2 protein-coding genes are annotated in these 13702 nt (G+C 64.2%); both read right to left on the reverse strand.

Annotated features, from left to right (window positions below):
- Positions 1-36 precede the first annotated feature (36 nt).
- A complete protein-coding gene (locus ACP7EW_RS24545) occupies positions 37-12279 on the reverse strand; it encodes a filamentous haemagglutinin family protein (RefSeq protein ID WP_426220469.1) in 12243 nt (4080 codons plus the stop codon).
- Positions 12280-12483: 204 nt separating this feature from the next.
- Complete coding sequence (locus ACP7EW_RS24550; RefSeq protein ID WP_426220471.1) at positions 12484-13671, reverse strand: substrate-binding domain-containing protein; 1188 nt, start codon at positions 13669-13671, stop codon at positions 12484-12486.
- Positions 13672-13702: the final 31 nt, after the last annotated feature.

The raw sequence follows: 13702 nt of genomic DNA on the forward strand, positions 1-13702 counted from the left end.
CCCCGAACAGTACAACGAGAGGTCCTTTCCAAAGTCTTACAGGCTGATCTGCTTGCGCTCCTCATCCGTCAGCCGCGCCCGCGCCTGTTCACTCAGCGGCCCTGCGCCCAGTACCTGCACTGGGCTGTTGGGGTTGTAGCCAGAGGTTTTCTGCGCCGGTGCAGGTTCCTGTGGCAACGGCTCGCTGCCCAGGCTCAACACCTCAACCGTCATGATCGACGGTCGGCCCTGCTTGGCCGCTGCCTGCTGGCTGCGCGCCGCGTCTTCCGCCGCCTGGGACGCCGCTGCCCCGGCCGCGCTGGCCGATGTCATGGCGTTGGTGTTGACCGCCGCAGACACCGGCACCCCGGACGACTTGCCCTGAGTCTGGATGTTCGCCGCGTTCACCACACGCAAGGCGGCGATGTTGACGTTGCCCGACACACGAATGCCCGCCTCGCCCGCATCGATGGTGCCCAGCGGCGCGATCAGGTCGATGTCCCCGGCTGGCACTTCCGGAATCGGGTTGAGCGTGGCAATCCCCGCACCGGTGCTCGGCACCGATGGCGACAGGCCCACATTGCCCCAGTTGTCATAGACACGCTTGGGCGGCGTGTAGACCACGGTGGTCTTGGAACCACGACCGGCGTTAATGTCGCCCTCGCTGGTCCAGCCCATGATCGAACCGCCAAAGGTGGTCATGATGCGGCTCTGGCCAAGCAGGATGCTGCCCAGGGAATACAGCTGGATGTCCCCCGCGCCCTGGGTGATCACACCTGCTGTCGACGGCGGCGCCGTGCCTTCGATGCCGAAGGTCTGGCTGCCGCCGGGGGTGAGCATCTGGATCGAGCCACCGAAGTTGGTGTGCACGCCCGCGCCGCCGAACATTGTGATGTCGCCTTTGTAGGTGATCGGGTTGCCGGCCACGTCCTTGTCCGGAAACAGCGCTGCAATCGCCTCGCGGCCACGCAAGTAACTGCCCTGGCGCACGCTGCCATCGGTGTTGTACTCACGGCCGGCGGCCTTGAGCTCGGCGAAGTACACGTCACGGGCGAACACCCGTTGTTGCTCGGCGGGAAGTGCCGCGTAGTAAATACGGGCCTGTTCGGTGTCTCCGGTAAAACCGAAGCGCTCGACCAGCCAGGCGAGCAACTCTCTCTCGTAGGTCTTGGCGACCTTGCTACCCTGGATCGACTCACCCGGCTGCGCCAGGTTGGCGGGGTTCAGGTAAGCCTCGACAAATCGGCGGTAGTCCGGCCCATTGGGGCCGACGCCGGCTTGCAGGACAATGCTTGCACCCGCTCGATTGTCGCCGGCCGCCACGGCGCCCAGACTGTTCACACCCACTTGGTCATCCATCTGGATATTGCGCCCGGCCGTCAGCTCAAGGGTGCCGGGGCCCGCAACGTTGAAACTGCTATAAAGGATGTCGCGCCCGGCACTGGCAATGGAGATATCGGTTGCGCCGGTGTGCACGAACAGGTTGCCGGTGAACGTGTATTGACCGGTGCTCACGTCCCCCCCAAGGGCACCGTTCAAGCGGGTACCGCTGCTGACGATATCGCGTCCGGCGAGCATCCATACCGGGCCTGCACCTTCGTAGTAGGTCTGTCCGAATCGTGGATCATTTGCCCCGTAAATCGTGAGCGCTCGCCCACTGTTGACCCCCAGCAGGTCACCGCGCAGTGCGTAGAAACGGGCCGGCTCCAAGGCGTCGCCCCACGCAATGCTGGCGGTGTCAGGGCCAAACGCGAACAGCGGATGAAGCCCCAGGCGTGCGATGTTGCCATCACTGGAAAGATTGCCACTGCCTGCGACCGGCAAACTGTTGATGAAGCCCAGGAAAGCAGGATGGTGGATCGTCGCCAGGCTTTGAGGGGCGGCGCTGGAACGGCTGATGGTCAAGTCGCCGCCGTAGATCGAATCGCCCGCCAGCAGTTCCAGTTGCCCGTTGGCCGACGGTGCCAGCACCAGCGCCTGCAGCGGCTGCGGTACATTCGGGTTACTCGTTGACGCACGCCCGTAGTACAGGCTGCCGCTGGCGGCGACCGCACGCAATGTGGCGGGGTAGACCGCCGCCATATCGGTTTCCAGCGTCTGGGTCAGTGGTGTGAGGTTGCCGCCGGAGGAGAACAGATCGACTGCCGTACGCTCGGTCCACAGGCTGAACCAGCTCTGCCCTACCCCGTTGACGCCTTCCTTTGCGTAGGCCAAGGCATTCATCTGCGGTGCACGGCCTGGATCGGCGACATCCTGGAGTACCAGGTCGCCCCGGGTCGCCAGGCTGAAGGTCGAATCCCCTGGCAGCAGGCTCAAGCCGCCGGCTGCCATGGCCGACGTGGAGCGCAGCGGGTCGTAGGCGCGCACTTCGCTGGGGCTCTGGTCCCTGAGCTGGTTGCCGTAACGCAAGGTCAGGCTGCCCAGGCTGCCGCCCGTCACCTGTACGTGGCCGCGCAGGTTCACCAACGAGCCATTGAGGTGATCGACAGTGACCTGACTGGCCGGGTTCAGCGCACCGCCCACCCGCAGGTTCAAGTCGCCACCACCGGTCAGTTGCACGCTGCCATCGGCCGCGACCCGCCCGGTACCGCCGACCGCCAGAACCAGGCCTTGACTGCGGGGGCTGACGTTCTGGGCGGTTGACGACAGCGGGCTGATGATCCCCGCATTGCCCCCCACATCAACCGTAAGGTTGCCGCCGCCCAGAGTACCGAACCCGGTAAAACCGACCATTTGGTCCGAACGGACGTTGGCGACGTAAGAACCGAAATTGATCCACCAGGCGGTCGCTTGTGCCTGGCTGCCCCCGAGGTCATTGCCCTGTCGCCACAACCAATTGCCGACATTGGCTGAATCCTGGCCCAGGTCGACAGGCACAGGACGCGCCACGCCACTCTGCGCAGGGCTGGTGATATTGCCTGTCAGGTTGCCCCCCACTTTCACCAACACATTACCGCCCGTGTCCGGGTACCAGGCGCGGTACAGGCTGCCGGTTTCACCGTTGACCCACTTTTCGTTACCGCCTGCGTTACCCAGGACCTTGCCATTGCTGCCCTTGGCGCGCTTGAGGTTGTACGGGTCGCTAGCCGAGGTTGCAGTGGAGGAGCTGCCGGCGGTGTAGACACCGTACAACGACTCCATGCTCAGGTTGCCTGCTGCCAGCAAATCCAGGTCCGCAGCGCCGGTGCGGATGACACTGAATCGCGTACTGCCGCCCGCCAGCAAGGTGTAGGCATCGCCTTCGGACGAGCAGTATTCCGGCATGTCGTCACAAATGCCGGGGTAGGCGAAACCATCATTCACATCGATGGGCTTGCCCACCATGCTGTTATCGCCATAGACATCCAAAGAGCCCTGCTCTGTCCAGACCAACGCACCCTGCCCGTACATCCCATAGTGACTGTCGGCCAACCGAAGGTTGCCCGTGACCGGATGTGGTTGCAGCAGGCGACTGTCCGCCGCGCCGGTGTCCGCGCCGGCCACCAGCCGAATCGACCACGCCTGCGAGCCCTCCTCCAGCATCGGCGCAATCGCCCAGTTCTTGCCCTGGCGCCCGGCGTCGGCGACACGCAGCTGTACCGAGTCTGCACCGCCCGGCAGCTTGACATCGGTACCCGACGGCAACAGCGCGCCACGGGGCAAGACTTGGCTGCCCGCCAGCTTGATGCTGGTGGCCAAAGGCACCCCCTTGGGCCAGATCAGCCCTTTGACGTTGGCCGAGCTGCTCAGCAAGGTGCCAGCGTCCAGTGTGCTGCCGGCGACGAGGGTCTGGCTCTGAGTCAGCAACGTGCCTGCGGCGAACAGCACATTGCCCGATGCGTCCCGAACGGCGGCCGCCAATACCGTACCGGCAGGCAGCACCAAGGATTGGCTGAGCGATGCCGCGACGGGCAACCGCGTGCCGGCAGGCAGGAACAGCGGCTGCGTCGACACATCGAAATTGAGCGTCACGCCGCCTGGAAACAGCGTGCCATCCGCCAGGGTCACGCCACTGCCCGGCACCACCACCGTGCCGCCGGTGTAGTCGATACCTGCACGCAGGACCCAGCCATTGTCATCGTCGGTTTCGGGCGGCGGCGCGAAGCCGTCGTTGATACTGCCGTAGATATTCAGGTCGCCACCGGCGCGCAAGGTCAGGCTGCCGGCCTCGGTGAGCTGGGTCGACTTGAGGCTGGCGTAGCGATAGCCGGACAGGTCCAGGTCGCCCTGTACCACCAGGTCGCCGTCGGGCGTCTTGCTGATGATCTCCACACCGGGCCGCAGGTGGAAAACATCGCCGTAGGTGGCGTTATTCAGGCCTGCCAGTTTGTTCTGCAGCAGGTTGGTATTGGCGAGCGCGGCATTGATGAACGTCGTGCTCAGTGCGTGCTTGCCGTCGAGGTAGTCTTGGTCGATCGCCTGGTACGGACGTCCGTTCGGGGTGGCATCGGTCTTGGTCGGGGCATCGTCGTAGGTGACCATGCCATTGAGCGCGATGGAGCGCGCACCGGTGATGGTCAGGCGCCCACTGGCATCGATGGCAATGTCATTGCTGCCCAGACGCGGCGCATTGAGTTCCAGGGTGCCGCGGCTGCGCCCGTCATTACCGGCCACTGCCCCCGTGCCATGGCGCAAGTCGATGCGCACGCCATCGGCCAGGGTCAACTGGCCCTGGCCTGAGCCGAGCACAACGGTGGCGCGGTTCGGCGCGTCGATGACCTTGCCATAACTGTCCACGCGCACTTGCGTGCCATGGGCATCGAGCACCGCCGTACCGTCCAGGACCAGGCCGTTCCTGGCGGCCAGGTTGATGCTGCCGACGCGTTCGCCGCTGGCGTCTACCAGGCCGGTAACGCGCAGGCTGCCATTGTCGACCGAAACGTTGACGCTGTTGGCCTTCACATCGCTGCCGATGATCAGATCGCCTTGCTTGAGCTGAAAGCTGCGCGAGCCATACACCTGGCCTTGATTGAGGCGTTGGTTGAGGGCGGCGAACTGCTCGTTCAATGTTCCGCTTGCACCCAGCCGCTGGGCCTGAATCTCCACCGCGCCCGCCAGGTAAGGCACCCGCGTACCGCCGGCATCGTAGTCGCCGCTGCTGCCGGCGACGATCCTGCCCGCCAGGTCGACGGTGCCCGCCGCGCCCTCTACGGCCACCGCCCGCAGCCGACCCGCCTGGTTGTGCTGCGCCGACAGGTCGATGGTCGAACCGGCCGCCTGCAGCACGTTGCCCGCACGGCTTTCCAGCAGGACCTCGCCGCCAGCGCTGTATTTAGTCAGGTCGTTGAACGCAATGGCCCGGCCGGCCACATCGATCAATGCCGCGTCAGTCAACACCACATCGCCACGGGCGCCCAGGGTGAGCTTGCCGCTGGGCAATACCACCGCGCTGGCCAGGCGGATGCTGTCGCCCTGCATAGACAACTCGCCGCCAATGCCTTTCGCCTCGCCCACCGGACCCGCCGAGGCGCTCACATCAATGGCGCCACCGGCAGTGACCCGGTTGACTGAGCCGGCTTCACCGGTCATCAACGGTGTGAGGATATTCAGGTTACCGCCACTGTAGGCAAAGCCCTTGACCGCGTCATACGCGCCCTGACGCTGGTACACCGAGAGGCTGCCTTTATGGTTGGCGGTGATGCGCTGGCTGGCGTTCAGGTTGACGTTGGCAAAGCCCAGGGCCAGGCGGTCCAAGGACTGGGTGGTGCTTGGCTGGGCAAAATCCCCATAGCCGAACTCGATGCGCTCGGCATGGATATCCAGGCGCCCGCTGCCGCTGCCGGCACCGTCGGTCACTGCCGCCACAGGCGGTGTCGCGGCCCCCTGCCAGATCAGGTTGGCGGTGTGGATGGTGGCCACATCGTTGGCGCCGCCCGAACCATAAATAGCCGGCGTGGACAGCATCAGGTTGCTCAGCATCGACTTGCCGGTCGCCGAATCATAAGTGTCCAGGGTTGTGGTGCCATAGAAGTTGAAGCTGTCGCGTGCCGACAGCTGCAGGGTTTCCAGGGCCGGCGCGCCAAATTGAGTGTCACCCCGCAGCAGGCGCTCCAGGACTTGCTGGGTGAGGGTCATGCCCACCGGCAGGCGGTTGCCGGCAGCGGCAGCAGCCAGGGCTTCGGGGCTACCGACGTTGATGCTGGATACGCCCAGGTTCAGGTGGCGGGTGCCATAACGCACCTGCGCACCCATCTGCAGGGTGCTGTCGGTCAAGGCCACGAGCGTGCCTTCGGAGTACAGAGCGGTCTGGCCGCTGCACGGCGCGCTGGTGCAAGCCCCCAGCTCGATCCCGCCGCTGGTCACACCCGCCATCGGCGTTGCTGCGACCACGTTGAGCAGGCCGTTGGACACCGCCAGCATATTGGACATGTTGTAGACAAAGCCGTCACGTGCGTCATAACTGGCCTTGCCGCGACCAATGGTGTTGATCGAGGCCCCCTGTTCGACGGTTATCTTGCCGGTAGAAGACACCAGCAACACTTCCGGTGCCGCCAGGTTCGCGCCATCGCGCAGGTTGATGTTGCTCACCGCACCGTTGGCCAGGTTGATGTAGTTGCCGCCCTGACCGTAGGTCACTACCGTCAGGCCACCGATCAACAGACGCGCCGCGCCGAGCGCGTTGAGGCTGTCGGCCTCGACGCTGATGCCGCTGAAACCCGTGGTCGCGCCCTTGCCTGCCGCGACAATCTCAATGTCCTTGCCCGTGCTCTTGTTGCCATTGGTCAACGCCACGGTGCCACCGTAGCCGCCGTCGGCGGCCTCGAAGCGACCGATACCCTTGAACGAAAAGGCATTGGCACCCGCACCCGGGCTCAGGTTGAGTTGCAGGGTCTTGGCATCCAGCGGCAACAACGCACGCGGCACCCCAAGTCGGGCTGCGTCGGCCACGGCGAATTGCGCATAACTGGTCTCGTTGTATTGGGAATAACGGCGCAGGGTGTCGGCGGAGGTGAGGATCACCTGGCTCGACGTACTGTTGCCGATGCCGGTATTGGCGATGGACAAGCGCCCCGCAGTCGACCATGAGCCGTTGCGCAGCAGCTGTGGCGTGCCCTCGCTGCCGAGCCCCGCCAAGCCGTTGATTTCCAGGCGGAAGGCCCCCGGCATCAGGGCATATGTGGACGGCATCAAAGTGTAAGTGCCCGCTGTCAGCCCCGGCACACCGGCACCAATCGTGATTTGCTGGCCAATCAACGGGTCGCTTGCCCCGCCCTCCGGCCCCACCGGGGCATACCCTGGTTGCGCGCCCGGCACGATCGCATAGACCGGGTTGGTGCCCAGCCCCGGCAACACAAAACCGCCGGTGGCCCCGAATTGCACCAAGGGGTTGTAGCGCGCATCGGTAGAACCGCCGCGCCCGGAAATAAACCCGGCCCCGAGCAGCTCGCCGCCGCCGGACAGGTCCACGATAGCGCCAGGCTGCACCGCCACCGATTCGCCACCCAGGACCATCCCGACATTCAGGCTGCCGTTCGCGTTGGGCAACGCCCCCTGCCCAAGGAATGTCACGGTCTTGCCGTTGTACTTGTAGACCTGGCCGTCCACGGTGCCGCCGTAGGGCAGCACCAGGCCCTTGCCACTCACCGATGTCAGGCTGCCGGGCAGCAGCTCGACGCGGCTGGCCCCCAGGTTGCCGATTTCGATCAGGCCCAGGGGCGCACGTACCACCCCGCCCTGCTTGATCGTGGGGCCGCCCAGTTGCAGACGGCCGAACGCCGAGTACGGCATGGCGGCATCAGCAGTCCCCGTGCGCGCGATCGTCAAGGTGCGGGTCGGGTCGTACTTGAAGCCAGAGAAGGCATCGATAAAACCGGCCAGCACCCGTGCGCCGACTTCCGTCGCCGGGTACAACTGCGCGGCGCGCAGCGTCATATCGCCTTTGGTCATCAACTGAGTACTGATGCCCTGCGCGATCACATCCGCCCCGGCACCGGCCAGGAAGCGCAGGTCACCCTGGCTGCTTAACTGCACATCATCGAACCCACGGCGATCAATGCCCTGCTTGCTGACATCGCTCAACGTCAGGTCACTCTTGTTGCCAAACAGCACGTTGCCGCGCACATCGATCAGGTTGCCACTGGCCTGGAACAGCGCCTGGCTGGCACGTTGCGACATATTGGACGCGAGCACCGGATGCAGGTACTGGTCCTTGCTGGGGTCAAGCGGCGCAAGGATGCCAGCCAGCAGCAGATAAGGCGCAGACAGGTTGATGCGAGCGTTGGCGGCGGCGTTTTCGGCAAGGCCCATGGCCCCGCTGTACAGGCGCAGACTTTGCCCCATGTTCAGCGACACATCACCGTCGAAGCTCAACACGCCATTGCTGAGCAAGGCCAGGTTATCAAAGCCGCCGGTGGTGACCTGGTCCACACCGAGGCGGCCATGACCGTACTCGAGGGTATTCGGGAGGGGGCTGGCTTGATGGGACTGGCTGAGCACCAGTTCACGCACCTTGAGCACCGAGTCGGTGACCGCCGCCTTGAGGTAGTAAGGCGTTTCCAGTGCCAGCGACAAACTGCCGCCCGCCGCACCGGCACCGCCGGCGCGGGCGACAAAGCTGCCATCCAGATACAGGCCGTTGTTGGAAGCAAAGCTGATGCTGCCGCCATTGCTGGCCACCTGCACCCGGCCCTGGCCCGGAATGTCGAGCATCGCCTGGCCACCGGAAGCGTCCAGGCGCGCGCCGTCGCGCACCACCACAAACAGGTCGCTGGTCTTGGCAATCCCGGTGGCCAGGTCAATTTCGCCGCCGAGGCTGATCCTGCCACCCTTGCTGACCTGGCCGTAGAGGCGACCGCGATTGTCCGCGGCACTGACCGCACGGGCTGCCACATCGATTACCGCGTGGTCGCCGACCCAGATCGAGCGGTTATGCCCGGCGGCATTGGCCACCTCGGAACCGACAGCGGTCAGGCCACCCAGACTGACGCTGCCGCCCCAGGCATTGAGCGTGCCGTTCAGGGTCAACTGACCCACGCTGCGCAGGTTGATGCTCTGGCCCGGGTCGACGTTGATCACCGCGCCCCGGCCCACTGTCAGGGCTGTGGTAGCCAGTTCGGCCGCCGTGGATTCCTGCCGGCCGGCGGTCAGGGTCAGGCTGGCGCCACGGCGCTGGGTCAGCACGCCTTTGGCAGCGTCTTCCTGATACAGCGCAGGGGTCCAGCGCTCCAATGCCGTGGCAGGATCGCCACCGGTTGGCGCAGCGGACGTCTGCTCGCCAAGGCGATACACCGGCGTGGTGACATCCACCTGGGTGCCGTCAGTGACCAGCAGGCCCTCGTTGCCGGTGATGTCATAGGCCGAGAAGCCCTTGTTGAAGAAGTCTTGCGCCAGTCGCACGGTGCCGGCGTCAGGCGCCCCGGCGCTGTTACCGATCTGTACCTTGCGGGCCTGCAACGCCAGGGTGCCGCCGCCATTGACACCATAACCACGAATCTCGCCCTCCAGCCCCAGGCTGCCCAGTGCCCCCAAGGTCACGTCACCGCCCTTGCCGCCGATGAGCTTGCCATCCACACCGAGCGTGGCGCCGGAAGACGCATCCACCACGCTGCCTGACGCCAGGTTCAGGTTGCCGGTGCTGCGCAGCGATACCTTGCCGCCGTTCACATAGGCCACGCCTTCACGAAGGCTCGGGTCCAGTGCCAGATTGTTCCAGCGCCCGGCGGCGTCCAGCTTGACGCCTGTCGCCACATCGACACGTCCGCTGCCCGCTAGGATCACATCGCCGACAGTGTTGCCCGAGTTGAGGTTGACCTGATTGAGGATGTTGCCCGCGTTGATACTGCCCCCCCGGGCGGTGAGATTGGCGTTGATACCGACCCCCGGCCCGAACAAGGTGATGTCGCCGCCGTCTGCCACCTTGAGCGCGCCATTCACCGTGATCTGCTGCTTGGCGCCCACCTTGATCGCACCCAACTGGTAACCGTTGAGCGCGTCACTGTCGAGTACCATCTTGCCTTGGCGATCCGCCGGCAAGGCGGTGGTGAGGTCCAGGCCGTCGGCGATTTTCTGTGTCTTACTATCGATCAGCACCTGGTCGGCGGTGCCGCTGAGGGCATAGCGCAGGGTGCCGGTGGTCTTGTTGTAGATCGGAATGTACTGGCCGATGATCAACTGCGCCCGCCGGGCCATGGCCTTCTGGGATTGCTGGTAACCGTCGAGGTTGATGTTCGGCGCCTGGGTCTGGCGGTCGCCCTGGAACACATCGCTGAGCACTTGCCCTTCCAGCACCGCGCTGGTGGTGCCGATGACCAGCTTGCCGGCGTCGCGGCCCACGGTGTAACCGGCCTCATAACGACGTTGCGGCGCAATCAGCGGGTTGTAGTAATACTCGGTCTGGCCCCAGCGTACGCTGTTGTCTTCATAGCCTTTGTACAACCCCGAATAAAGGATGTCGCCCGGCGCCTTGGACAGTTCATACAGCTGGCCATTGGGCCCCTTGAGCCAGGTCTGCTGGATATAACCGGCCTGCACATCCACAGTGCCGCCCGACAGGTTGATCTGCGCACCCTGCTGGGTCACCACATCCTTGCCGGTGAACGTCACGGTGCCGCCCTGGGCCATCCATTCGCCGACCGAGTGGCCCTGGGTGCCGAGGTAACCGCCCACTTCCAGCAGGCCGCCGGCGGTGTACCAGCGGTCCGTCGCATAGCCATTTGTGCCTGCCGGTACAAATACCAGCTCGCGCAGGTCCACCCACACATCGTTGTTGATCAGTTGCCCACCGTCACGGTTGACCGGCGCATCGCGCTGCTCGTTGCCCTGCACGTTGATCTTGATGTTGTTGGATTCCATCGACACCTTGACGCCGACCGCGCCCGACACATCGATCATCGCGCCATCGCGCACCAGGCTGCGCCCGGTTGCACTGACCGCCACCTGGCCGCCGGTAGCCAGGGTGATCGAGCCTTTCTGGAAGTCAACCGTGCCGCCGCTGACGATCTCGATGCGTGACTGGTCAGTGCGGTCAGCCACGGCGCTGATGTTATTGAACTGGCCTGTGATCAGGTTCGCGGGCGTGCCATCAAGCTTGATCAGGCCGTTATCCTTCTGGCCGTTGAGCGCGGTGCTGCCACTGCTGTCCAGCAGGATTGCGGTGGTGCTGCCCTCGCCCAGGGTCACGCTGCCGCTGGAGTCGGTGGCGGAGTTGAGCAGGTGAATCGTGCCGCGTGTGTCCACCGAGGTGCTGGCCAGGGCCACGCCGTTTTGTTGTACCTGATGCCCGGTCAGGGTGATGTCTCCGGTGGAGGCCATGATCAGACCACTGTTGGTGACTTTGCCGGCGCTGCTGCCGGCGTTGAGACTGGTCGCCACCTCGTTGCCGCGCGTGGTGGAGCGGTCGTTGCCGGTGGTGCCGACGCCCTTGCGAATGTAAAAGCTGTCACCGGCGGCCAGGGTGGTCTGGCCCTTGGCGGTGATGACAGTACCGGCGTTTTCCACTTCGGTACCGAGCAGCAAGGCATAACCGCCGGCGTCGGTGGAGGTGGCCGGATTGTGGGTCTGGATCAAGGCTCCGCGCTGCACCTCGACCTTGCCTGCCGCATCGGTGAAGGTCGGCTGGGTGCCGTTGGCATCGACGTAGAGGCCGTGCTGGGTGAACTGCGCGTCGGTGATGTTAGCCGCTGCGGCGACCAGGTTACGCACATTCACCTGGCTGGTGCCGCTGAACACCACGCCGTTGCGGTTCATGATCATTACCGTACCGGCGCCGTTGATCTGGCCCTGGATCTCACTGGGGCGCGCATTGGGATCGTTGACGCGGTTGAGCACCGCCCAACTGGCCTGCTGCTGGAAATCCACGGTGGTGTTGCGCCCGACGTTGAACGTCTCCCAGTTGAGGATCGCCTTGTCGGCGGTCTGCTCAATGGTCACCGTGGTCTTGCCGCCGGATTGACTCTGGGTCGGGTTCTTGGCGTTGGTCCAGCCCTGGGTCAGGCCGTTGTCCACCTGCAAGCCGCCCTTGCCCAGGCCATCGGGAACATTCGAGACCAGGCCGAACGCCGCCTGACGCCCCGCCGCTTGTGCGGCCTGCTGGGCCGCGATCGCCGCGACGCTGGTGTTCAAGGTGCTGATGGAGCGCGACAACTGCTGCTTGACCCGCGCCTGCTGGTTCAATGAGGGAATCCCCGGCACCTGGCCCGCGCCAGTGCGTGCCGCCGTGGCCGCCTGGGACGCGCCCTTGTCGGCAAACCAGCCGGAACTGAACGCTGTGGCCGCCTGGGCATTACCCGCCACCATCAACAGCGCAATGGCATGGGCCAACGGCTTGAGGCGCAGGACAGTCGCTTGGGCTTTCAGGTTTACCGGTGATTTGCAGCGGACCATCTGGAATCTTCCTTCTTTGTTTTAGCCCAGGGGCAAGACAAGCTCACGTATGAGGGTTAGGCGGTTGGCGAGGGGCGCGACTGAACTTCTGTCATGGAAAGTTCACATGGGGCTGTTAGTGCGGGGCAAAACGACACAAACGCAAAAATCAGCAACGGCACAGGCCGTTGCTGATCAGGTGTTGCCGGTCGGTGAACGCTTGGGTTACTGCGGACGACCGATGCCGTTGCAGACGTTGGTGTTGCCGATGCTCAGGGCGTTGGAAGCGGTCAGGAAGCTACCGCGAATGGCGATTTTCCAGTTGTTTGGCAGTGGCACGAAAGCGTTGGCTTCGATGGCTGCGTCGTTGTTGGCAGACGAACCGTAGTGCTTGGTGAAGAAGTCACGCACTTGGGTGGTCTGGGTGGCATCGGCGTAGCACTGGCTGAAGATTACGTTGGTGAAGCCCAGGATCGGGTAGCCCGACGTTGGGTAAGGCACCACACCTGCGGTATTGGCTTTGCCGAACACGGGAACCCAAGCGTCAGGGTTGCCACGGTCAGCGACAGCTGGCAATGGAACAGCGTTGATGGCAGCGGATACGTTGCTCGAAGCCGGTGATACACCCTGGACCGCCACACCGTTGACTACGTCCTTGCCCACGCGAGCGACTTTAGTTGCGTCATCCAGACCGGCCAGGGTCGGGGCGGCAAAGTCAGGGCTCATGTAGGTGATACCGCCGTCGGTACCGGCCAGGGTGGTCATCACGCCTTGGCTGCCAGTTGCGGAAACAGCACCGGCAGGCAAGCCACCGGTGTAGCTGGTGCCGAAGGTGGTGGTGACATTGAAGGTGCCGGTTTCAGCGCACTTGGCATTCAGGAAGCGCGTAAACAGCTCGGTGGTGCCACTGCTTTCGCTGCGGTAAACCACTTTGATGGCGCCACTGCGACCCGAACCTGTGATACCGCTCCAGTCGGCAATACGACCGGAGAACACACCGCACAGCTCGTTGACGCTCAGGTCAACGGCAGCAGTACCGCTTTGGTTGAAAGGGATGGCAACCGAAGTACCCACCGATGGCACCTGGATCAGCTTGCCCCAGGTTGGTTGCTTGGCCGATGCGTAGGTCGACAGTTCAGTGGCGCTCAGTTTGGAATCGCTGCCCGCCCAGTGCACGTTCACGTTGGAAACGCCAGCCTTCAACTTAGTGTAGTCGTTGGTCAAGAAAGCTGCCTTGCCATTGCCGCTGCCCACACCGATGTACGGGGCAAAACCTGCGGTCAACACGCCGGATGTCTGGTACAGCGCTTGTGGCAGAGTTGCGCCGCCGCCGTTGATGTCGGCCATTGCAGCCTGGGCCGAGCACAGTGCAGCGAGGGTCATGGATACCGCGAGAACGTTGCGCTTAAACATGAAGAATCTCCTTTCGTCGTGTTTGTACGTT

The organism is Pseudomonas sp. DWRC2-2, from assembly GCF_049897885.1.
Lineage (GTDB): Bacteria > Pseudomonadota > Gammaproteobacteria > Pseudomonadales > Pseudomonadaceae > Aquipseudomonas > Aquipseudomonas azotoformans_A.

Coding starts and splice junctions, on each gene's coding strand:
- ACP7EW_RS24545 (WP_426220469.1), bottom strand. CDS start 12,279: ATGGTCCGCTGCAAATCACCGGTAAACCTGAAAGCCCAAGCGACTGTC.
- ACP7EW_RS24550 (WP_426220471.1), bottom strand. CDS start 13,671: ATGTTTAAGCGCAACGTTCTCGCGGTATCCATGACCCTCGCTGCACTG.